29 protein-coding genes and 1 pseudogene are annotated in these 21,793 nt (G+C 50.0%); 5 read left to right on the plus strand and 25 right to left on the minus strand.

Annotated features, from left to right (window positions below; genetic code table 11):
* On the minus strand, window positions 1–509 hold a 509-nt coding region (locus tag C7N83_RS03240), incomplete at its 3' end, for a transposase (protein WP_211296565.1).
* Window positions 510–573: 64 nt separating this feature from the next.
* On the opposite strand from C7N83_RS03240, the gene C7N83_RS16900 reads away from it, so the two are divergent.
* Entirely contained in the window at window positions 574–774 is a 201-nt protein-coding gene (locus C7N83_RS16900) for a transposase (protein WP_146135082.1), read from the plus strand.
* A 9-nt stretch (window positions 775–783) separates the two neighbouring features.
* On the opposite strand, the pseudogene C7N83_RS14530 reads toward C7N83_RS16900, so the two are convergent.
* A pseudogene (locus C7N83_RS14530) lies at window positions 784–996 on the minus strand (transposase); the annotation flags it as partial.
* Here C7N83_RS14530 and C7N83_RS15145 point away from each other — a divergent pair.
* Window positions 977–1,297, plus strand: coding sequence for a hypothetical protein (locus C7N83_RS15145; protein ID WP_211296566.1), 321 nt, complete (start codon window positions 977–979; stop codon window positions 1,295–1,297). The pseudogene C7N83_RS14530 and the gene C7N83_RS15145 sit on opposite strands and share 20 nt — an antisense overlap.
* A gap of 6 nt (window positions 1,298–1,303) precedes the next feature.
* On the opposite strand, the gene rplS is transcribed toward C7N83_RS15145, so the two are convergent.
* The 20 genes from rplS to hisH all read right to left on the minus strand — a co-directional run bounded on the left by rplS (window position 1,304) and on the right by hisH (window position 17,843).
* On the minus strand, window positions 1,304–1,669 hold the full coding sequence (gene rplS, locus C7N83_RS03255; protein ID WP_095503711.1) for a 50S ribosomal protein L19: 366 nt from the start codon (window positions 1,667–1,669) through the stop codon (window positions 1,304–1,306).
* Between the two features lie 13 nt (window positions 1,670–1,682).
* Entirely contained in the window at window positions 1,683–2,432 is a 750-nt protein-coding gene (trmD, locus tag C7N83_RS03260) for a tRNA (guanosine(37)-N1)-methyltransferase TrmD (RefSeq protein WP_106740603.1), read from the minus strand.
* Complete coding sequence (gene rimM, locus C7N83_RS03265; RefSeq protein ID WP_106740605.1) at window positions 2,432–2,941, minus strand: ribosome maturation factor RimM; 510 nt, start codon at window positions 2,939–2,941, stop codon at window positions 2,432–2,434. Before rimM ends, trmD begins: the two co-directional genes overlap by 1 nt.
* Window positions 2,942–2,957: 16 nt before the next feature.
* Entirely contained in the window at window positions 2,958–3,206 is a 249-nt protein-coding gene (gene rpsP, locus C7N83_RS03270) for a 30S ribosomal protein S16 (protein ID WP_106740606.1), read from the minus strand.
* A gap of 99 nt (window positions 3,207–3,305) precedes the next feature.
* The gene (locus tag C7N83_RS03275) at window positions 3,306–5,732 is read right to left on the minus strand and encodes a bifunctional acetate--CoA ligase family protein/GNAT family N-acetyltransferase (RefSeq protein WP_106740608.1); all 2,427 of its coding nucleotides are present in this window, start codon (window positions 5,730–5,732) and stop codon (window positions 3,306–3,308) included.
* A 446-nt stretch (window positions 5,733–6,178) separates the two neighbouring features.
* Entirely contained in the window at window positions 6,179–7,591 is a 1,413-nt protein-coding gene (locus C7N83_RS03280; RefSeq protein ID WP_106740609.1) for a HAMP domain-containing sensor histidine kinase, read from the minus strand.
* 11 nt (window positions 7,592–7,602) lie between these two features.
* Window positions 7,603–8,280, minus strand: a complete 678-nt coding sequence (locus C7N83_RS03285) for a response regulator transcription factor (RefSeq protein ID WP_106740611.1) — start codon at window positions 8,278–8,280, stop codon at window positions 7,603–7,605.
* Between the two features lie 360 nt (window positions 8,281–8,640).
* Entirely contained in the window at window positions 8,641–10,476 is a 1,836-nt protein-coding gene (locus C7N83_RS03295; RefSeq protein WP_106740614.1) for a PglL family O-oligosaccharyltransferase, read from the minus strand.
* Window positions 10,476–10,835: a DUF2069 domain-containing protein gene (locus C7N83_RS03300; RefSeq protein ID WP_106740615.1), complete on the minus strand. Its 360-nt coding sequence runs from the start codon at window positions 10,833–10,835 to the stop codon at window positions 10,476–10,478. Before C7N83_RS03300 ends, C7N83_RS03295 begins: the two co-directional genes overlap by 1 nt.
* 227 nt (window positions 10,836–11,062) lie before the next feature.
* Complete coding sequence (gene tatC, locus C7N83_RS03305) at window positions 11,063–11,866, minus strand: twin-arginine translocase subunit TatC (RefSeq protein ID WP_106740617.1); 804 nt, start codon at window positions 11,864–11,866, stop codon at window positions 11,063–11,065.
* Window positions 11,867–11,879: 13 nt separating this feature from the next.
* The gene (tatB, locus tag C7N83_RS03310) at window positions 11,880–12,563 is read right to left on the minus strand and encodes a Sec-independent protein translocase protein TatB (RefSeq protein WP_106740619.1); all 684 of its coding nucleotides are present in this window, start codon (window positions 12,561–12,563) and stop codon (window positions 11,880–11,882) included.
* 3 nt (window positions 12,564–12,566) lie between these two features.
* Window positions 12,567–12,761, minus strand: a complete 195-nt coding sequence (tatA, locus tag C7N83_RS03315; protein ID WP_106740621.1) for a Sec-independent protein translocase subunit TatA — start codon at window positions 12,759–12,761, stop codon at window positions 12,567–12,569.
* A 34-nt stretch (window positions 12,762–12,795) separates the two neighbouring features.
* Complete coding sequence (locus tag C7N83_RS03320) at window positions 12,796–13,134, minus strand: histidine triad nucleotide-binding protein (RefSeq protein WP_106740622.1); 339 nt, start codon at window positions 13,132–13,134, stop codon at window positions 12,796–12,798.
* 72 nt (window positions 13,135–13,206) lie between these two features.
* Window positions 13,207–13,530: a phosphoribosyl-ATP diphosphatase gene (locus C7N83_RS03325; protein ID WP_106740624.1), complete on the minus strand. Its 324-nt coding sequence runs from the start codon at window positions 13,528–13,530 to the stop codon at window positions 13,207–13,209.
* Between the two features lie 86 nt (window positions 13,531–13,616).
* On the minus strand, window positions 13,617–14,018 hold the full coding sequence (hisI, locus tag C7N83_RS03330; RefSeq protein WP_106740626.1) for a phosphoribosyl-AMP cyclohydrolase: 402 nt from the start codon (window positions 14,016–14,018) through the stop codon (window positions 13,617–13,619).
* A gap of 62 nt (window positions 14,019–14,080) precedes the next feature.
* Window positions 14,081–14,845 (minus strand): sulfite exporter TauE/SafE family protein, encoded by a 765-nt coding sequence (locus tag C7N83_RS03335; RefSeq protein ID WP_106740628.1) that lies wholly within the window; start codon window positions 14,843–14,845, stop codon window positions 14,081–14,083.
* A 161-nt stretch (window positions 14,846–15,006) separates the two neighbouring features.
* Window positions 15,007–15,774 (minus strand): imidazole glycerol phosphate synthase subunit HisF, encoded by a 768-nt coding sequence (gene hisF / locus C7N83_RS03340; protein ID WP_106740629.1) that lies wholly within the window; start codon window positions 15,772–15,774, stop codon window positions 15,007–15,009.
* A gap of 92 nt (window positions 15,775–15,866) precedes the next feature.
* Window positions 15,867–16,184: a multidrug transporter MatE gene (locus C7N83_RS03345; protein ID WP_106740631.1), complete on the minus strand. Its 318-nt coding sequence runs from the start codon at window positions 16,182–16,184 to the stop codon at window positions 15,867–15,869.
* A gap of 130 nt (window positions 16,185–16,314) precedes the next feature.
* Window positions 16,315–17,052, minus strand: a complete 738-nt coding sequence (hisA, locus tag C7N83_RS03350) for a 1-(5-phosphoribosyl)-5-[(5-phosphoribosylamino)methylideneamino]imidazole-4-carboxamide isomerase (protein ID WP_106740633.1) — start codon at window positions 17,050–17,052, stop codon at window positions 16,315–16,317.
* A 146-nt stretch (window positions 17,053–17,198) separates the two neighbouring features.
* Window positions 17,199–17,843 carry an imidazole glycerol phosphate synthase subunit HisH gene (gene hisH, locus C7N83_RS03355; protein WP_106740634.1) on the minus strand — a complete coding sequence of 215 codons (645 nt, stop codon included), beginning with the start codon at window positions 17,841–17,843 and terminating at the stop codon, window positions 17,199–17,201.
* Window positions 17,844–18,021: 178 nt separating this feature from the next.
* Between hisH and C7N83_RS15675 the strand changes: the two genes are divergently transcribed.
* From C7N83_RS15675 to C7N83_RS15685, 3 genes are all read left to right on the plus strand, one after another.
* Window positions 18,022–18,291 carry an LLM class flavin-dependent oxidoreductase gene (locus C7N83_RS15675; protein WP_245911111.1) on the plus strand — a complete coding sequence of 90 codons (270 nt, stop codon included), beginning with the start codon at window positions 18,022–18,024 and terminating at the stop codon, window positions 18,289–18,291.
* Between the two features lie 43 nt (window positions 18,292–18,334).
* A complete protein-coding gene (locus C7N83_RS15680; RefSeq protein WP_245911112.1) occupies window positions 18,335–18,676 on the plus strand; it encodes an LLM class oxidoreductase in 342 nt (113 codons plus the stop codon).
* A gap of 90 nt (window positions 18,677–18,766) precedes the next feature.
* A complete protein-coding gene (locus tag C7N83_RS15685; protein ID WP_170064785.1) occupies window positions 18,767–18,988 on the plus strand; it encodes a hypothetical protein in 222 nt (73 codons plus the stop codon).
* Between the two features lie 90 nt (window positions 18,989–19,078).
* On the opposite strand, the gene C7N83_RS03365 is transcribed toward C7N83_RS15685, so the two are convergent.
* The 3 genes from C7N83_RS03365 to C7N83_RS03375 form a co-directional block, all read right to left on the minus strand.
* Window positions 19,079–20,497, minus strand: coding sequence for a sodium:proton antiporter (locus C7N83_RS03365; RefSeq protein ID WP_106740636.1), 1,419 nt, complete (start codon window positions 20,495–20,497; stop codon window positions 19,079–19,081).
* Window positions 20,498–20,813: 316 nt separating this feature from the next.
* Complete coding sequence (locus C7N83_RS03370) at window positions 20,814–21,176, minus strand: YbaN family protein (RefSeq protein WP_106740638.1); 363 nt, start codon at window positions 21,174–21,176, stop codon at window positions 20,814–20,816.
* A gap of 4 nt (window positions 21,177–21,180) precedes the next feature.
* Window positions 21,181–21,753, minus strand: a complete 573-nt coding sequence (locus C7N83_RS03375) for a DUF1415 domain-containing protein (RefSeq protein WP_106740640.1) — start codon at window positions 21,751–21,753, stop codon at window positions 21,181–21,183.
* Window positions 21,754–21,793 lie beyond the last annotated feature (40 nt).

Below are 21,793 nucleotides of genomic sequence, written 5' to 3' on the forward strand. Positions count from 1 at the left end.
CCGGGGCAGCGGAAACAGGCAGACAGGAGCGGCCGTTTGCTGCGCCATGACTGTATCACTTTCGGGTATTTCCGCTCCATTCCTCTTCCGGTCCGTCCAAAGCCGCTTCCGCCGCTTCGCGGTATATGGGTTTCAGCCTTTTGGCCTTTGCTGGCGACACAGCGCAAACTGTTGCGGATTTGGCGGGTGATGCACAATTGTACTCCGGTTTGCGGAAAGATACTGCGAACGGCTTCGTCAAAACCGGCCAAACCGTCTGCGCAGGCTATTAGCATGTCTTTGATGCCGCGGTTGTTCAGGCCGGTCAATACTTCCAACCAATAACGCGCGCCTTCGCTTTCGGACAGGTAAAGACCGGGCAGTTCTTTACAGCGGTCCGAATTTAGACCGGGTACGGTGTAAGCGGCTGTGCCGGCGTAGCGGCCTTTTACAGCGGGCGGCATCGGGCCGGATGAAGGGATATAGCGCATCCAACGGGCGTTGCCGCCATTGGCGTATCTTTCACTCATTGGATGTCAGATGACAGTAAATATAAACCTTACCATAGGGGGTTTAGGGGATTGACACAGATTTTTGAACAGTACCGAAAGAGCTGATATTCAAGATCTAATTGAAGGTGCCGGTCATACGATTTTTTGGTTACCGCCTTATCGTCCTGACTTTAACCCTGTTGAAAAATATTGGGCTCGGATTAAGAAAATACGTCAGGATTGGCGGCTTGACTGCATCGATACCCTTTTCTTTTACTTTATGCGGATTTGTACTGTTTTTTAATTTCTTTTACTATAAAGACAACAAAGCCGCCCAAAATATCTCATAAACCGGTAAGGCTTTACGCAAGTGTTTTTTGATATTTCCCCATGTCTTTTCAATCGGATTTAAATCAGGAGAATAAGGCGGCAGGGGAAGAATGATGTGTCCGAACGATTGGGCCGGTTCTTGCAAGCTGCCCATGCAGGGAAAGCGGGCATTGTCCATGATGGTGACGGTCTGTTCAGTGGTGCGGCGGCGGGCCTTCCGGTTAATGCTTGCCGTTTTTTCCAAACAGACAAGGTTGGGCGGTGCTTTTGTATGCTTCGGTAACTTTATGAATGTCTCCACATCGTTTCCGCCCATTCATGGCGCTTTGGCTGGGCTCAAGGGAATGTGCCGTCTATTTGTCTTAAATCCGGCGGGGTATGTCGGAGGGGAGTTATGGGATTTTGATTTCAACTTAAATCTGGTATATTTGATGTGGTGTGGAAAAATGATTGATACGGACATAAAAAACCCGCTTATCAAAAGCGGGCCGGAATAGTGTAAATCAACCTTTACGAGCAGGTAATTTTTCTTTAATACGGGCTGCTTTACCGGTCAGGCCACGTAAGTAGTACAGTTTTGCACGACGAACGTCACCACGACGTTTTACTTCGATTTTTTCAACGTTTGGAGAGTACAGTTGGAAAGTACGCTCAACGCCTTCGCCGCTAGAAATTTTGCGGACGATGAAGTTGCTGTTCAAGCCGCGGTTACGACGTGCAATGACTACGCCTTCGTAAGCTTGCAGACGGCTACGGGTACCCTCTACCACACGTACGGACACGACTACGGTGTCACCCGGTGCGAACTCAGGGATTTCTTTGTTCAAACGAGCAATTTCTTCTTGCTCTAACTGTTGAATCAGGTTCATTGTTTTTCCTAGGTTATGATTGGATTTTCCGTTGCTCTGCCAAGATTTCTTGTAAGAGGCGGGTTTCCTTTGGGATTAAACTGCGCTTTTCCAGAAGATCAGGTCTGCGCGCTAAAGTGCGTTGTAGCGATTGTTTCAACCGCCACTCGGCAATCAATGCATGGTTACCCGAACGTAAAACATCCGGCACGCCCATGCCTTGAAATTCTAAAGGCTTGGTGTAGTGCGGGCAGTCTAACAAGCCGTCTGAAAACGAATCCTGCTCGGCAGACTGAATATCGCCCAATACACCGGGGATAAATCTTAATACGGCATCCATCAGAATCATCGCCGGTAATTCCCCTCCGGAAACGACAAAGTCGCCCATGCTGATTTCTTCATCGACGCTGTATTGCAGCAGACGCTCGTCAATGCCTTCATAGCGGCCGCACAATAAAATCAGGTTATCCGATTGCGACAATTCAATCGCTTTTTGATGGTTGAACAATGCGCCTTGCGGGCTGAGGTAAATCACTTTGTTACGGCCTTGACTGTTTTTTTTCGCTTCATCAATCGCGGCCTGCAACGGAGGTGCCTGCAAAATCATACCCGGACCGCCGCCGAAAGGACGACCATCAATGTAGCCGAGTTTGTTGTCGGCAAACTGACGTGGATTAATGGCTTGAAACTGCCAGAGGTTTTGTTTTCTTGCCCGACCGGTCACGCCGCATTCGGTGATGCTCTCAAACATTTCCGGAAACAGGGTGATGCTTTGAATCAGCATCAGTAATCCAATCCCCAGTCAACGCTAATGGTTTGCTGTTCGCTATCCACGTTTCCGATGTATTGGGAAACAAATGGAATCAGTTTTTGGCCGTATTCGCCGTGAATGACCAAAATATCGTTGGCACCGGTTTCCATCAGGTTTTGGACGGTACCTAAAGTCAAACCTTCTTGGTTGATGACCGTCATGCCGATCAAATCCACCCAGTAGAATTCGTCTTCTTCGGCAGGAACAAATTCGGAGCGGGGGATTTCGATGGTATAGCCGCGCAGCGAAAACGCTTGGTCACGGTCGTCAATACCTTCGAATTTGACCTGTAATTCACCGCCAACGGCTTTGCCGGCTTCGATAATGACGGTAAAGGCTTCGCTGTCTTTGCGTAACTGCCATTGTGGGTAGTCCAGCAAGGAGTCGGTGTGTTCGGTGTTGGCGGCGATTTTCAGCCAGCCTTTGATGCCGAATACCCCTTTAATGTAGCCCATGGCTACCCATTGTTGCGTGTCTGTCATGGCAATATGCGGCTGGTTAGGCAGCAGCTTTTTGTTCCTTAACCAGTTTGGCAACGGCGTCGCTCAATTGCGCGCCTTGTCCGATCCAGTGGTTCAGGCGGTCAGCTTCCAAACGTACGCGTTCTTGTTTTTCGTTGGCAACAGGGTTGTAGAAGCCAACGCGTTCGATGAAACGGCCGTCACGGCGGTTACGTGAATCGGCAACCACGATGTTGAAGAAAGGGCGGTGTTTAGAGCCACTGCGAGCCAAACGGATAACTACCATTTTTGAATCCTTTTGATAAATTCGGAGGAAATGAAATATAGAAACTGTTTATTTTAGGTTAATTTGTGATGTTTAGGCAAGTATTTATTGCCTAAACTTCTAGTTCTCTTTTTCTGCTGTCGGCAAAAGGTTCAGTTTGGCTTGATAGAGATTTTTATCCTGCTCCGATTCAATCAGGCTGAAGCCTGATTTTTCGGCTAATTTCAGCATGGCGGTGTTTTCTTTTAGGATTTCTGCGCTCATGCTTTGGTAACCTTGTTGTGTTGCTAATTGGATAATCAGCTGCATCATTTCGCCGGACAAACCACTGCCGCGGGTGTCTTCGGAAAGGGTGATGCCGAATTCGCATTCGTCACGGTTAAGGCGGCTGAAACGGCTGACGGCGACAATCAGGCCGTCTGAATTTTCGGCAATCCATGCACCTTCGCTGTGGTAGTCTAGTTTGCTGAAGCGGGCAAGCGTAGGTTGCGGCAGTTGGTTGGTTTGTGTCATGAAGCGGGTGTAACGCGATTGCGGCGAGAGTCGGCGGACAAATTGTTGTTTGGCTTCGGCATCTTCGGGTTCGAACGGACGGATAAACACGGTCTGCCCGTTTTTCAGGCGGATTTCGCCGGGATAATCGGTCGGGTAGGGGGCGAGTACGTTTTCTGCTGGTTTCGGTTTGCCGGTATTGTTTTTTTGGTGCCAAAATTCGGCGGCGGCTTCGCTGGTGGTACGGATAAATTCACTGGCGCGTGCGTTGCTGTGGCGCAGGAGTTCGGCGGCGGCCTGCATTCTGAGGTTGAAACTGCCGGTTTGCGAATGGCTTGGTTTTTCTGCTTTTTTTTCAGGCGGCTTGCTGTTTTTATGGGAAGCGGACAATGGTTTGGCAGGCAGTTTGAAATTGCTGCTGATTTGGTTACTGCTGATGTTCAGAATGATTTCACCGTTGAAGATGTCAGGGTTTTGCGCCAAGGCGTTCATGCTGTGGATGAATTGCTCGATGGCATCCTGATAGCGGTTCAAATCGGCAAAACGCAGCAGCCTTGCGGTATCGAGTGTAGTAAATGGCGGCAGCACGACAATGGTGCGGTTTAAGTCGGTGACACTGATGATGACGCCGTATTGGGGATGCTGTCTGAATGCTAATTTTGTCAAAGGGTAAGTATTGCCGTTTTGATAGTCAGGCAGATGCAGTGCGGCCGCCAGGCGTTTTGCATCGCTTTGTTCGGCGGCTTCAGCAACGGCTGCGCTATCTATGTTTTTCAGACGGCCTGATTTTGCCGGTGCGATTTCATTTTGAACTTGCTGCAATCGGGCGGCTATATTTCGTAAATATAGGGTTTGCAAGGCTTGCTCTGGATTGGGGAAATGCAGCAGGCCGTCTGAAATGCTGCTGCTGATAAGCAAAGGTTTGTCGGTTTGTCGTGCCAGATGATTCAGCATTTTGCCGATGGCGGTTTCATTGTGTTCGGCACTCGGTGTGATCACGGCAAGTAAGGCTTGGGTGTAGTTTTGCTGCAATTGTTGCGCGGCTGTGCTGCGGTAATGTGCGGCAGTGGGCATGCTGCCGAGATAACCTTCTTGCAGGCTTGGTTTTTCAGACGGCAGGGTCAGTTGAATACCCAGTTTGGCGGCGGCAGGTTGCAACCAGCCGACAGGGGTGTTGCCTAGCGCGGTGAGTTGGTTGTTCGGCTTGATTTCGGACAAACAGGCATGCAGCGCGGCGGCCAATTCGTTGTGATTGAGTGTTAATAAGAAGTTGCAATGGTGGCTCAGACTTTCCAGAATGGCACGTTCGGTATCATCCACCGCATGGGTGCAATACACGATAATCGGTGTGTGGCGGGCAAAATGGCGGATGGCGCTAAAGAGTTTGCGCTGGTTTTCGGCCGGATTGTGATGCACTACGGCGATACGCGTGTGCCGGTTGTGGCCGAAGCGGTTAATCCAGTCGGAGGCAGAAGTGGGGCTGAGGTTGTAATTCAGGCTGATGTGGCGTGAAACGCCTTGCCGCATGTGGCGCAGCATGGCATTAATTTCGCTGCTGACGGCTGCTTGTCCGGTTAACAGGGCGACATGGCCGGCCGGAAAATCAGACAGTAGGCTGATGTTCAAGCCTTGAGCTGGCAATTGGATACCGGCAGGGCTGCATACACTGATGTTTAGCTTTGGGTCGTGATGCTTTTGAATGGCTTGCCGGGTGGTTTGCCAGTCTTCTTCACTCAGACTTTCCCAATCTTGAATCAAAATCAGGTGGTGAAGTTGTTTTTTTCGGCAGGCTTTAAACAGTGATTCGTAGCTGTCGGGAGGGGTAACGGCAATCACCAAATCGGCTTGCCCTTCGATTTTACTCAGATTCGTGTAGGCCGCCAAGCCGGCCACGGTTTTGTGGCGTAAATTGACTGGTGTGATTTTGCCTTGGAACGGAGAACTGATGAGCGTGGTCAGGATGCGTTCTCCCAAACTGTGCGGACGCTCGCTGGCACCAACTAAGATAATGTGCTGCGGCATGAAAAAATAGCCGGGCATGGGCTGTGTATTCATAATCGCTCTTTCGTTTGCCATCATTATAACTCAAGACGAAAAGGCTGAGACCTTTGCAGAATTCCCATTTGGGGTGCATTTCTTCGCGCCGCGCTTCTCGAACGCTTGCCTATCTATATGATATAGCTGCATGTTCTGCGATGCGCCTGTTTTAAATGGGGTTCAAATCTGAGGTTTTGCAAAAGTCTAATGCGTAGAAAATTCCAGCGGTTATATACTTTTTGTTTTTTTTTGTTTGAAGATCGGTTTCGGGATTGCCGAGTGTTGCCAAAAATGCCGGAAGGAACGGCAAAGCAGCATGGTTTTGAGAATATCCAAAAATCCTAAAACAATCGTTTCAGCAAAAAAACAAAAGCTGTTCTGTATAAAAAGTGTCAACAGTTCGACTTTTTCAACATCTCCTGCCGTCTGAAAGGCAAGTGTATTTTCAGACGGCCTTTGCCGGTTTATCCCGGTGCGGCGTTTTTGTCTTTTTCGTTGGAAGGTTTGGTTTTCGGAAAAATGAAACGCATGTTCAAACCGTTGGGTTTGATGTTTTCAGCGATGATTTTGCCGTTGTGCTGCCCGACGATATGTTTGGCCAAAGCCAAACCTAGGCCGGTACCCGGTTTGTGGGCGCTGGAGTCGGCACGGTAAAATGCGGTGAAGATATGCGGCAATTGTATTTCATTTACGCCGGGGCCGTTGTCGGTGACGTTGATAATCCAGTTTTTGCTGTCTTGGCCGATATTGATTTTGATGTCGCTGCCTTTCGGACTGTAATTCATGGCGTTACGAATCACGTTGTCAAAAGCACGGTATAAATAACTTTCATTGGCTGAAATGGTGGCAGTTTCAGGGATTTTGTCCTGAATCTGTAAAGTAACGGACTGATGGTTTTGTTGTGCCACACTTTGGCTGTCTTCCACCAAATTGCTCAAAAACGGAATCAGCTTCAGGTTTTCTTTCTCCAGCGGCATGTTGGAAGTTTCCAGACGCGACAGGGTAAGTAGCTCGCCGACCAAGGTATCTATGCGGGTCAGCTCGCCTTCCAAACGTTTCAGGTATTGCTCTTGCTTTTGCGGCTGCGCTTGAATCAGGCCGACAATAGCCTGCATGCGGGCAAGCGGAGAACGCATTTCGTGCGAAACGTGATGCAGCAAGTGGCGTTCTTTGGCAACCAGTTTTTGTAGTTTTTCCGCCATTTTGTCGAATTGCTGCGCCAGATGGGACAATTCGTCGTCACGGTTGTCAACTTGTTGCGAAATACGGGTTTCCAAGTCACCATTGGCGATTCGGTTCATGCCGTTGCCCAAAATACGGATGGGCTGGGTGATGTTGGATGCCAATATATAGGCGGTCAGTAAGCCGGCAAGAATGATGAAGGACAGGATAATGAATTCGTGCCAAATCGGCGGCAGCGACAAACCGGGAATAAACAAAGGACTTGGTAGACGCTGGGCCTGTTGGTTGTCCCAGCCGCGTACAAAAAAGAGATACTCTTCGCCGAAGCGGTCGTATTCGATGTGTGCCAAATCGGATTGCGGGTTATTGATGGCAAAGGCGCGGGCGCGTTCGACCATTTTGCTGTCGATGTCGCGGTAGAGGATATCGCGTTTGTTGTCGCCGAGAATGACAAATACGCTGTTGGAAACAGGACTGTCTTGCCATTCTATCAAAATTTCGCGTGCACCGGCATCGCCGCGTGAACGGAATGCGGAGACGATGCTGTTCATCAATGTCGTTTCGATGGTACGGCGTTGATTAAACTGGTTTTCGGCCAAAGTGTTTTGCATCAGCCAAAATGAAAAACTCGCCACAAAGATTGCACAGATAATTACTGCGCAAAATGTGGCGAATATGCGTTGAAACAGTTTCATGAGGCTGGATCTTAGTTTTTAACAAACAAATAGCCTAAGCCGCGCACGGTTTGAATCAGTGATGCATCACCCAATTTGTGGCGGATGCTCGAAATGTGTACGTCAATGCTGCGGTCGAATTTGGCCAGTTTGCGGTCTAATGCTTCTACAGACAAGGTTTCTTTGCTGACTACTTGGCCGGCATGGCGCATCAAGACTTCCAACAGGTTGAATTCGGTGCTGGTCAATTCTAAAGGTGTGTCTTTGATGGCGGCTTGACGTTTGGCCGGATATAGAACGACATCGCTCACGGCAATGCTGTTCGGGGTGTTGCTCTGTTCGGCATTGTTTTGTGCGCGGCGCAGGATGGCGTTGATACGGGCCAGCAATTCACGCGGGGTGCAGGGTTTCGGTACATAGTCGTCGGCGCCCATTTCCAAGCCGATAATGCGGTCGATGTCGTCGCCTTTGGCGGTCAGCATGATAACCGGCACGGTGCTTTGGGTGCGGACGTTTTTCAAAACGTCCAAGCCGTTCATTTTCGGCATCATGGAATCCAATACGACCACGTCGTATTGACCCGATAAGATTTCCTGCACGCCGGCTTCTCCATCCGAAACGCTTTGTACGTTCAGGCCTTCGGCAGTCAGGTATTCGGTTAACAGTTCGGTCAATAAAGCGTCGTCATCTACCAGTAGTACGCGGCTCATGAGAATTCCTTTTCGGTGGTTGTATGCGCTGCCTTTGTTTGGTTGTCAACAAAAGCAGTGAATCAAGAATAGCGCTTATCTTAACACGCATTGCATTATTGTTGATAGCTTCTTTTTCTATGCTTTTGCGCTTTTTTGCAATGAATGTAAAGGCTTTTACATTTCAGACGGCCTTGGTGGATCAATGGGTCGAAACCTTTGTAAAATCCCCGTCTTTGGCTTATTTTTTCGCGCTGCGCTTCCTGAACGCTTGCCTGGCTATGGATATATCTTCGCATTATGTGATGCTGACGCTTCGAACTGCACTCGAATCTGAGGTTTTACAAAGGTTTCTGGCTGTCTGAAAGGTGCGGACAGAGACTAATTCGCCTGGCCGCAAGGTTTGACAGTGCTGTGTTTCGGGTCGGCCTGGAAGGTTTTGCAGACAGACAAGAGCGTAGGCAGCAGCGGTTGGAATACTTTGTGTGCACGGATTTTGCCCTCGTAAAACGACATCATATACGGATAGTAGTGATACACGGCCTGCATCCATTGTTCGCCGGCCTGCGTGTTGCCTTGGCGGTAACGGTACAGGCCGACTTGATGTGCGTTGGCATAAGGGCGGTAAGTCAGTGCATTCAGTGCGGCTTTTTCTGCCCAAGGCCGGATAACCGGATCGGTCGGATCGGCTCGGCGCGTCAGGCTCAGTTCGGCATAGTAGCGCAGCATGGGCTGCTGCCCGGCTATGCGTTCGAGTCCGGCGGCTTTACGGCCGGACTCGGCGGCAGTTTCGGTTTTCGGCTGGCGGCTGTAATTGATTAAGTCGGTGTATGCCCAGCCTAAATTCAAGATGCCGCCAATCAGCAAAATGGCCGCCAAACCGCCTGAGAAATTACGGCGTTTGGCTTGAACGGGGCCGTCTGAAATATCGTGATAACGCGCAGGCGACAGTGATGCCATTAAACCGAACGGTACAAGGAAATAAATATACCAAAGCGGGTATTCCAACATGCTGTGACACAGCGATACGGTTATCAAAGCCAATAGCAGCAATGAAGCCGCATGATAAGGACGTACTAGCATGCGCCAAACGGCCGCCAGCAGACAAAGTGCAACCAGCAAGGTGCCGATGATGCCGACTTCTGCCAAAAGCTGCATGACGATATTGTGTGAATGGGTGAATAGGACGCTGAGAATGTTGTTTATAAAATATTGCTCGTTGGCATTGATTAAAAAGCTTTGTAAAGCGTAGCTGTTCCAACCGTGGCCGAGTAGGGGTGCGGATTGGAATGCAATCCATGCTTTGCGCCATTCTATTTGGCGCAATGAGCCTTCAAAACTGCTGTTGCTGGCGCGTTCGACAGCTGTTTCATAATTTGCATTGCTGAACCATTCAAGCAACATGCCCATTGAAAATTGAAATAACACCACGCAAGTGATCGCAAATGCCACAATGCCGAGCAAACGGTTGGCTTTGCGGCCGACCAACACGCGCCAAAACAGCAGCAGCACACTGACACCGATGACGTAAGTGAGGATGGTGCGCGAATTGACCAAACCGAGTATGCCGGTTACGAACACTACCAAAATCACGCCCAGCCAATCGGGCATTTTGCGTGCAGCCCACAAATAAGCGGCGCACAATACACCCCACATCAAATAATGGCCGAGATGATTGCGCTGGCCGAGTTGGCCGCTGACATTATTGCGGCCACCATAAGCCAAAATGCCTTTGAAGATTTCTTCGCCCGCCCAGCCTTTAAACTGCATAAAGGCAATCACTGCCTGAATCAGCGTGCCGAACAGCAGCGACCATGCGAACACGGTGACAATGCGTTCCTGACCGTATTCCGCTATCCAGCCGCGTACTGCCCAAGCCGCCAAGGCTAGAATGACAAACGTCCACGCCACCATGTCGTTCATGCCCGGATAAGTCAGGTCCAAGACACGCGCTTGCAGCCACCAAAAGGCGGCCAGCACTAGAAAAGCAGTACCGGCGGCAGGCAAACGTACATTGAGCAAACCGTAGCAAGCTGTTGCCAACACGAACACTACCGCGCCCAATAATGACCCTGCTTCCAAATAAAAGCTAGATAAAGGCCCGACACGGTAAAGCGACACAAACGGCGCAATGCCTATCCACAAAAAAGCCAGCCATACCGGCAGCAGGCGGACATTCCATTCGTTTTGCAGGCCGTCTGAAAAATGCTGGGACATCAGGCCACCGCCTTTCGTTGTGCATCTTTAATGAAAAACAAACAGGCAATAAAAAATACTACGCAGCATACCGCTGTTAACGCCGCACACATGCGGCTGGCAGGAACGGCATCGAAAATCCGCATGAACGCTTCGGCAAAATAAATCAGAATCAGCATACAGCCGTATTGGTAGGTATAAACCCTGCCTTTCAAAATACCGGCCAGCGGCAGACACAGAGGCAGGGCTTTTAATGCCAGCCACGAACCGCCAGGCCGCAGCGGTGCGATCCATAATTCCCATGACACGCACATGATAATCAGTACAATCAAACTGACTGACGCGGCATAATGAGACCAATGTTTGGATGAATTGTCCATGTTCCAACCACTTTAAAGCAATAGGGTAATCTAAAATCAGCTTGCCGTCAGACTGTACAAGGCCGTCTGAAAGGTCTGTGGTTTGCCTTCAGACGGCCTTTGCGATCTTTAAATATAGCGAATTATCTGAAATCAAAACGGTTGACTCGCTTTGTCGTACTGCCTGCGGCTCTCTGCCTTGTCTTGATTCGGACTTAATCCGCCATGCTAAAATCCCGGCCGATAAATTAATTTTCGCCAGCAGCCTCAATTTGGGCAGGGGATTGTGCTTCACCGCCTGAGCCGCCGCGTTTAATCGGTTTGGTAAGGCGGCTGAACAAAATGCCTGCTTCATACAGAATAATCAGCGGCACAGCCAGCAAAATCTGCGAAAGCACATCAGGCGGCGTGATGATGGCGGCAATCACGAATGCGCCCACAATCACATAAGGGCGCGCGAGTTTGAGTTGCGCCGTATTGACGATGCCCATGCGTGTCAGTAAAACCACGACTACCGGCACTTCAAACGTGGTGCCGAATGCGACGAACATTCCCAAGATAAACGACAGGTATTTGTCGATGTCGGTTGCCATATTCACGCCGACGGGGGTAACACTGGCCAAAAATTGGAAAATCACTGGAAAGACCAAGTAATAGGCAAAGGCCATGCCGACGAAAAACAGGATAAAACTGGACAACACCAAGGGTGTAATCAATCGCTTTTCATTTTGATACAGCGCCGGCGCGACAAAAGCCCAAACCTGATAAAGCGTGTGTGGCAGCGAAAGCAGAAAAGCCGCCATCAGCGTCACTTTCACCGGTACGAAAAACGGTGCAATCACATCGGTCGCGATCATGTTGGTGTCTTTGGGCAGGCTGGCCATCAGCGGCTGTGCGACAAATGAATACAGGGTTTGCGAAAACGGCATCAGCGCCAAAAAGCAGACCAATAGGCCGATGATGATCCACATCAGTCGGCGGCGCAGCTCAAGCAGGTGCTCGATTAACGGCTGGGTCGTAGGTTCGGATGGTTGGATGGGCGTATCAGACACCGTTTACTCACTTTTATGTTTTACGGACACGAAGTTTCGGTTTGGCTCGGAATTTCGGACGCATATCGCGTTTGCGCTGCATGGCCTGTTTGCGCAGGGTGGCGGTATGCATGCCGAGGGAGTAGGTAGGTGCAGTTTCCACATAGCTGACTTCCGGCGCTTGATACGGCGTGGTGGCCGAAGTCAGGTAATCGTGCCATAATTTATCGGCATCGGCGGCATCATCGTCTTGCGCTGTTTCCGTAAGGTCGGGCGCAGGTTGAGCGATTGGCTGGCCGTTTTCATCCGGAATTTCAACCGGCTCGGCGTTTGGATTCGCAATGTCGTCTTTGATTTCGGACAGTAAAATACCGTTTTCACCAACTTTGAAATCGTCAGGCACACGCTGCTCAGGCAGTCTTTCCCAAGGCTTGAGACTGTCTGAAACCGTATTCAGACTGTTTTGTGCTTCGTTACCGACTTCCTTCATTTCATGGTGTAACTGATCGGCTGCCGATTCAAATTCCTGCTTGGCTTTGCGCAACTCTTCCAGCTCAATTTGCACGCTGAGCTCCTGCTTGACGTTGCTGACCAAGTGCTGCAGTTTGCCGACCAATTGGCCGGCCGTGCGCGCGGCTTTGGGCAGACGTTCGGGTCCCAGCACAATCAACGCAATGATGCCGAGCAGTAGGAGTTCGCTTAAACCGAAATCAAACATGGATTAAGCTTTGTCTTCTTTTTTGTGCTCGATGACTTCGTCTTTGCCGGCTCTTTCGTCACCTTCGTTCAAACCTTTTTTAAAGTCGTGTACCGCACCGCCCAAGTCTTTGCCGACGTTGCGCAGTTTTTTGGTGCCGAACACCAAAACGACGATGACCAATACGATAAGCCAGTGCCAGATAGAAAAACTACCCATGGTGAATTCCTTTGATTTTTTCAGATGGTTAAGTTCAGTATTGTCGAGATTGTGCAGGGCTGCCCATGATGTGGATATGCAGGTGGAATACTTCCTGCCCGCCACCTTTGCCCGTGTTGATTAGGGTTTTGAAACCGTTGGTCAAACCCGCTTCTTGCGCGATTTTCGGCACTTTCAGCATCATTTTGCCCAACAGTGTTTCATGTTCGGCTGCAGCGTGTGCCAGCGAGTCGAAATGCAGTTTCGGAATCAGCAAGAGATGCACGGGTGCAGATGGGTTGATGTCTTTGAAGCACAACATATCGGCATCTTCATAGACGCTGGCGGAAGGGATTTGTTTATCCACGATTTTACAGAAAATGCAGTCGCTCACGGTATCACTCCAATGCGGCTGTCTGAAATTTCAGACGGCATGAAATCGAACAAGGCTGATTGTAATACAGTTTCAGCTGTCTTTGCGAGCGGCTTTTTCAACTAACCCTGACAAACCTTGACGGCGTGCAAGTTCGGCTACGACATCTTCGACACGCAAACCGTGGTGCGCCAGCAAAACCATGCTGTGAAACCACAAATCGGCGGTTTCGTAAACCAAGTGTTCCGCTTCGCCGTCTTTGGACGCCATCAACACTTCGCCCGCTTCTTCGATGACTTTTTTCAGGATTTTGTCTTTGCCATTATGCAAAAGCTGTGCGACATAAGATTCTTCGGGATTTTGACCCTTGCGCGAGTCAATCACGTTTTGAATTTCGCTTAATACGCTGCTGTTCATAAGGATTCCGTTCTGATGGGGGAATGGGGTAGGCCGTCTGAAATGCTCAGACGGCCTGCAAACTCGTCAATCGTCTGCCGCAGGCATTATTGCTGGTTGTGGCCGTAAATTTCGTTTTCGTCTTTCAACACGGCATCGGCGGTTTGCCATTGCCCGCCGTCCCATTTTTGGTAAAAACAGCTTTCGCGGCCGGTGTGGCAGGCAATACCGCCGTGTTGTTCGACCAACATTACAATTGCATCGCCGTCGCAATCCAGGCGCAGTTCGCGGACTTTTTGCGTGTGGCCGGATTCTTCGCCTTTCATCCATTGTTTTTGGCGGCTGCGGCTGTAATAGTGGGCAAAACCGGTTTCGGCGGTTTTGGCTATGGCTTCGGCGTTCATCCATGCCACCATCAACACGCGGCTGCTTTGCCAATCTTGGGCGATGGCGCACACCAAGCCTTTTTCGTCGAATTTGACGGCGGAAAGTAGTTTTTTTGTGTTCATGCCGGAATGTCCTGACAGGCCGTCTGAAAGTCTGTAGCAAGTTTTCAGACGGCCTGAAAAAATTATTTCAAAAAGGCCAACACCACGGCGGCTAAAGTCATGGCAAACAGGATTTTGCGCAGGGTTTCGGGTTGCAGCTTGATGGCGGTTTTCACGCCCAAACGCGCGCCCAGCGCGCTGGATAAAGCCAGCACCAAACCCACATCCCACATCACTTGGCCGCGAGCGACGAAAATTGCTAACGCTACGGCGGTGAAGCCCAAGGTACAGCATACTTTCAGCGCATTAGCGCGCACCAAGTCGTATTTCAGCAAACCGGCCAGCGCGGGCAGAAGCAAAAAGCCTGCCGCCGCTTGCACAAAACCGCCGTACATACCGACCAAAAACAAAGCGTAACGCGAATTGGGTTTGTCGGCAACCCGAATCGGCTGCGTACCGGGCTTGCGCAGCAATAGATTCGGTTTGAACGCCACTACTGCCGCGACGCCGAGCATGGTCAGCAGCAATAAAGGTTTCAAAATATCCATGGGCGCAAAAGAAGCAAATAAGGCACCGGCTATGCCGCCGAACATCATCGGTACCATAATGCCGCGCAAATCGTAGGTGGGCAGCTTGCCTGCTTTGTGAAAACCGTGGGTGCCGGATACGGATTGCAGCAACACGCTGACGCGGTTGGTGCCGTTGGCAACATCGGCCGGCACACCGAACATCATCAACATCGGCAAAATCAGGTTTGAGCCGCCACCCGCCATCATGTTGATGATGCCGGCAACGATGCCTAAAAAGCCGATGAGCAGATATTGCCCGATGGTGAAATCAATTTCCATAAGCTTGGTGTGGTGTGTGTTTTAAATTTCAAACTGAATGGGGTAAATGGCTGAAACTTTTTGCTTTTTGAGTTGGGGTAAGGAGCGGCGGTATGAACAGCCAACATCATACCGTGTTCAGACCGCCTTTGTCTGCCAATACCAACAGGCCGTCTGAAATCTTACAGCCGCACTTCAATTCCTGCCGCCCGCATCGCCAGCTTGGCTTCGTGAATGCTGGCTTCGCCAAAGTGGAAAATACTCGCCGCTAACACGGCATCGGCTTTGCCTTCTTTCACACCGTCGATTAAGTGTTGCACATTGCCCACGCCGCCGGAGGCAATTACCGGAATATCCACGACTTCGGAAATGGCACGGGTGAGCGGCAGGTTGAAGCCGATTTTGGTGCCGTCGCGATCCATGCTGGTGAGCAGGATTTCGCCGGCACCGCGTTTCTGCATTTCAACCGCCCATTCCACTGCATCCAAGCCGGTCGGTTTTCGGCCGCCGTGGGTGAAAATTTCCCAACGTGTGTTTTCGGGGTTGACCGCTTTGGCGTCGATAGCAACCACAATCGCTTGTGAGCCGAAAAAGCCGCTGGCTTCGTTGACCAAATCAGGATTGGTAACGGCAGCGGTATTGATGCTGGCTTTGTCGGCACCGGCATTGAGCAGGCGGCGCACATCGGCCACCGAACGCACGCCGCCGCCGACGGTGAGCGGAATAAACACTTGCGAGGCGACTTCTTCAGTCACATGCAAAATGGTGTCGCGGTTGTCGGAAGAGGCGGTGATGTCGAGAAAGGTCAGCTCGTCGGCACCTTCGTCGTTGTAGCGTTTGGCCACGTCAACGGGGTTGCCTGCGTCACGCAAGCCGAGAAAGTTTACGCCTTTGACAACGCGGCCGTTGTCAACGTCCAAACAGGGGATAATGCGTTTTGCCAATGCCATTTAAAAAGGTTCCTATAAATTAAAAGCAGTTGCGGTGTGCGCAACAGCTTTGAGGCCGTCTGAAAACGTTTTAATTTTCAGACGGCCTTTGTTTAACTCAGCCAGCCGTTGACCCAATCGGGCAGATATTGCAGCAGCTGGAAATAGCCGATACCTGCGATAGGAGCCATCACCAGCGTAGTCATGAAGCCGTTGCTGAAACGGTTGACCATCATGAATACGGCGGCGACATAAACCCACAAAATACCGTTGAGTGCCGCCCAATAGCCGTCGATTTCCGGCATGGCAAAAGCGATCAGCTGCCGTATGATGGCGGCAAGGATGGTAAACCACAGACTTTCAGTCAGCGGATAAATGTCGCGGTTGGCAGACCAAATCAACCAAAAAGCTAATACGAATGCTTCCAGCATGTTTAAACCTCTAAGTGAATTAATAAAACGGCTTTGTCTGTATGGCTTTATGTCACGGCAAAGCAATGAAATTTTTACAGAGCAGCAGCCGGAACCGGCCGAGCCCTGATTTGTGTTGGTGAAAAATCAATTAAACCAGTGAATCGGCAAGCTGTTGCGCTTCGGTGAAAGCAATGTTGCCTTCGTAAATCGCACGGCCGGTAATCGCGCCGGTTACGCCGCTTCTTTCTACCGCACACAAGGCGCGTATGTCGTTCAAATCAGTCAGACCGCCGGATGCTATTACCGGAATTTTAATGGATTCGGCCAGCTTGACGGTGGCATCGATGTTCACGCCGCTCATCATACCGTCGCGACCGATGTCGGTGTAGATAATACTGTTGACACCGTCGTCTTCAAATTGTTTCGCCAAATCAATTACGTGATGTTCGGTCACGGTTGCCCAGCCGTCGATTGCCACCATGCCTTCCTTGGCATCGAGGCCGACGATGATTCGGCCGGGGAATGCTTTGCAGGCTTCGCGCACAAACTCGGGATTTTTCACGGCTGCGGTACCGATGATGATGTCGGTCAAGCCCAAATCCAGATATTTTTCGATGGTGGCCGAATCACGGATGCCGCCACCGAGCTGCACGGGAATGTGTTGCGCCACAGCAGCCAAAATTTCTTTAATCGCCGGGAAGTTTTTCGGTTCGCCCGCAAAGGCCCCGTTCAAATCCACCAAATGCAGTCGGCGCGCGCCTTGTTTGAGCCAATGTTCGGCAGTTTGCGCCGGTGTGTCGGAGAATACGGTAGCCTTATCCATCAAGCCTTGTTTCAGGCGCACGCATTGGCCGTCTTTCAAATCAATTGCAGGAATTAATAACATAGCGTTTCCAAAGTTGGTTTCAGACGGCCTTTCAAGCACCAGGCCATCTGAAAAGAGAAAATCATGATATGTAAATCATTTTACATAATTTAGCAAATTTTAGCATATCTGTCCGGATTCGACACGGTTTGTTTTACGCCAAACGTTTACGGCTTCCAGTTTAAAAAATTGCGTAACAGCAACAAGCCGCCGTCGTGGCTTTTTTCGGTGTGGAATTGGGTGGCAAACACATTATCTTTGCCGATAATGCAGGCAAATTCCTGCGGATATTCGCTGGTGCCCAATATGATATCGTTGTTTTGTGGTGCGAAGTAATAGCTGTGTACGAAGTAAAAACGCGTATCTTGCGCGATGCCGGCAAACAAAGGATGGCTTTGGGTTTGATGTACGGCATTCCAGCCCATGTGCGGCACTTTTAATTTGTCGCCGTTAGCGTCATGGCGGTTGGCGGCAAAGCGTTTTACATCACCGGTAAACCAGCCTAAACCTGCGGTGTCGCCTTCTTCGCTGTAGTCGAACAATAATTGTGCGCCGACGCAAATGCCAAAAAACGGCTTATTCTCCAGGCCGTCTGAAACCGTTTCGCCCAAGCCGCTTTGCTGCAATGCGTTCATGCAGTCGGGCATGGCACCTTGGCCGGGGAAAATGATTTTGTCGGCGGCCAAGACTTCATCCGGTTTGTCGGTCAGAAAAATATCAGCCTGCAAACCGGCTAATTTTTGCGCGGCTTGCACGGATTTCAGCACTGAGTGCAAATTACCCATGCCGTAATCGACAACAGCTAGCTTCATGTTGATCCTTATTAATATGCATATCGTCGTACTGGGTGGTATTGTAGCAAAAAATCAGCGCGCTTTTGTTGACAATTTGAAACAAACTAACAAAAAACATCTTGAAAAAAATGATGGGTTTCAGACGGCCTTATTTGTTTATACATATCGAAACAACCACACGCAATCAGAAACAATTATGCTCAAACTATCCATGCTCAACCTTGTGCCCTTGCGCAAGGGCCAAACCCAAAAAGAAGCCATCGGATCTATGCTGACGCTGGTGCAGACTGGCGAGCGTGTCGGTTACGAACGTTATTGGGTTGCCAGACACCATAATATATCCAACCTGCTCAGTTTGGCCACGCAATTGCTGGTCAGCCATATTTTAGCCAACACGCAAACCATCCGTGTCAGTACCGGCGGCGTCATGCTGCCCAACTGCAGCCCGTTGGTCGCGGCCGAATAATACGGCACCTTGGCGACCATGTGCGGCGACCGCATTGACTTAGGTGTGGCCGCCCCCGGGCACTAACCCGCGTACCGTCATGGCCTTGCGCCGCAATGTGCAAAACATGTCGGTAAACTTCCCGCACGACATCCAAACCATCCAACGCCATTTCGGCAGCACAGGCGAGCAGGGCCACGTTAAAGCCTATTTGGCGATGGATAAAAACCTACCGCTCTATATTCTCGGTTCCAGCATCGAAAGCGCGTATCTCACTGCCAAATTTAGTATGCCGTATGTGTTCGCCAGCCACTTTGCTCCGCGCATGATGGAAATGGCAGTAAAAATATACCCCAACGGCTTTAAACCATCGAAATATTTAGACAAACTCGAAGTCATCATCTGAGTCAACATCGCCGCCGCCGGCGCCAGCGACGGAGCACATTTGCTGCATACCTCGCAACAATAACAGTTTCTCGGTGTGGTCAGCGGACAAATGAAGCCGCTGCAACTGCCGGTCGAAGACATGTCGACCATTTGGAGTTATGATCAAGAATTAGCTGTGAAACAAATGCCGGTCGAAGACATCGTCGGCAGCAAAGAGAGCGTGCGCGAGCAACTGCTCAATCTGCAAGCACGTGTTCAGGCTGATGATATTATGGCGTTGAACTATATATTTACGGCGAAGCCAAACAAGCTAACCTGTTTGAAATGTTAAAAGAAATTACCGATACGCTGTAAAGGCTGGTTAACAAAACAAGCCGTCTGAAAGAAAATACTTTCAGACGGCTTTGATGATTATTAAGCCTTACAAAATCTCATACACGAAGAAAATCAGCGTGTGCAGGATAAACAATGGCGACAGGATACCGAACGACCACACCATATAGCCGAAGAAGCTCGGCATTTTCACGCCGCGTTGTTCGGCAATGGCTTTGACCATGAAGTTCGGTGCGTTACCGATGTAAGTCAATGCACCCATAAATACCGAACCCATCGAAATAGCCAGCAGGGTATGGAACAGGGGGCCTGCCATCAAAGATTGCGCATCGCCACCTGCCATGTTGAAGAATACCAGGTAGGTCGGGGCGTTATCCAAGAAGCCCGATAATACGCCGGTCATCCAGAAATACATGGTATTGAGCGGTTCTCCGGCGGCGTTGTGGACCATCGATACCACGCCGCGCAAGGCTCCGTTTTCACCGGCTTTTAAAATGGCTAATACCGGTGCGATGGTAATGAAGATGCCGGCAAACAGTTTGCCCACCTCGGTAATCGGTTCCCAGTTGAATTCATTACCGGCACGCACTTGCTTCGGTGTGATGAGCAGAGAAACTACTGCCAAAGACAGCAAAATTATATCGCGCACCAAATTTGGCAATAAGTAATGGCTGCCAAAGATTTCAAAGCCGGGATGATCCGGTTTCCAAATGCCCGACATCAATACTGCGCCAACTACGCCCAACAGCAGAATAAAATTCACTTTGCCGAAAATCTGCAGCCTGCTGTCTGGAGACGGGTCGTGCGGCACGATTTCATCGTCTTTTGAATACAGGTGGCGGTCTAGGAAGTAGAACACGGTCAAGAGAATCACCACACTGATGAGCACTGGCGGCAACATGTGAACCACCGTCCACATAAAGTCAACGCCCTTCAAGAAACCTAAGAATAAAGGCGGGTCACCCAATGGGGTCAGACCGCCGCCGATATTGGCCACTAAGAAGATAAAGAACACGACCACGTGCACTTTATGCTTGCGGTTGTCATTGGCTTTTAACAGCGGACGAATGAGCAACATGGCTGCACCGGTGGTACCCATAACCGAAGCCAACACGGCACCGATGGCAAGCAGGGTGGTATTGAGTTTGGCCGAGCCGTGCAAGTTGCCCCAAACTAAAATGCCGCCTGAAATGGTGTACAAAGCAAACAGCAACAAGATAAACGGAATGTACTCTTCCACCATGGCGTGTACTACGACTTGAATACCGGCAGTGAAGCCGAAATAGAGTACAAACGGAACTAAAAAGAGCACCGTCCAAAAAGCGGTGATTTTACCGAAATGATGATGCCAGATTTTCGGCAACAGTAAAGGACCTAAGGCGATGGATAGCAGAATGGCTGCGAAGGGCAAACCCCAAAGCAGACTCAGCGAGTCGCCGCTGAAGTTGGCGGCTTGGGCAAACGCCGGCATCATCAGCATGGATAGGGAGAAAAGAGGTAGGCGCATATGTTTCCTTTTTCTTATCGTGGTAAAACCTCAGGGCCGTCTGAAAAATGTACGACACTGCGCGTTAAGCTTTAAAGCTTGTCGCAAACGATTGTAAAGGAAAATAGTTCTGGAAACTAGACTAAGAGTATCAGGCTGAATCAAATAAATGCGCTAAAAATTTTGCGGCAGATTGGACGCATTTTTGATATTTAAATAAAAATTATTTAAAACAGTAGCTTAATTAAATAATAAAAGACTATCGAAAAATATTAACAAATTGCTTTTAACGCTTTTTTGCATCAATCAGCCTTGAGGCCGTCTGAAAGTAAGCCGGCTATGCTTCCGGCAGGCGAATCATCCAAACCGCCACACAGGCGCAAAAGGTTGATGAAATCGCGCCAACCCACCAGCGTTCGGGAAATTGCCAGAATAAAAACAAACAAGAAAACGTCATCATGCTCACGGCCAATACTTTGGCTTTGCGCGGCACGGCGTGGTTGTGTTCCCATTTTTGCACCATCGGGCCGAAGTAGCGATGCCGGTGCAGCCAGCGGTGAAAACGCGGTGATGCTTTTGCCCAGCAGGCTGCCGCCAGTAAAACAAACGGCGTGGTCGGCAGAATCGGCAGAAATATACCGAGTATGCCCAACGTCAATGCCAGCGCGCCGCAAAGCCAGAAAAAATAACGGGTAATCATGGTGTTATTCAGGTTTTTGAAATGGGCAGCACGGGATATCCAATTGATTCCAACCTTCTTGTCCCATGTCTTCCAATAAAGCAATATTACGCTCAAAAATCGCCGCTGCCTCGGGAAATGCTTCGGTGGCTTTGGCGATGCTGTCTTCCCGAATCAGATGCAGCGTCGGGTAAGGGGAGCGGTTGGTGTAATTGCTGATGTCGTCGGCTTCAGTGCCGGCAAATTGAAAATCCGGGTGAAACGGCGCAATCTGAACCACCCCTTGCAGTTGGTTATCCGCGACTGCTTCGTCGGCAATATCGAGCATCTCGTTAAACAGCAAAAAATCGCCGAATAAGGTCGGATGCACCAATAAAGTAGTTTCCAATTCGTCGGCAGATGTCTCCCCCAAATACTGCAACTCTCGGTCCAAATCTTCCAGAAAGCCGTCTAAATGCGTGGTTTCGCTAACCACAATGCGCATGCGGTCTTTCACATACGGCGCTTTAGCAAACGGGCAGAGACTGAGACCGATCACGGCTTTTTCCAGCCATTGCTTGGTGTGGCCGATAACGGTTTGGGTTGCCGGAATATTCATCAGATTTCAATTTATTTAAGAGTAATTCTCAGTTATTATA

This window comes from Neisseria iguanae (genome assembly GCF_003013245.1).
GTDB classification, from domain to species: Bacteria; Pseudomonadota; Gammaproteobacteria; order Burkholderiales; family Neisseriaceae; genus Neisseria; species Neisseria iguanae.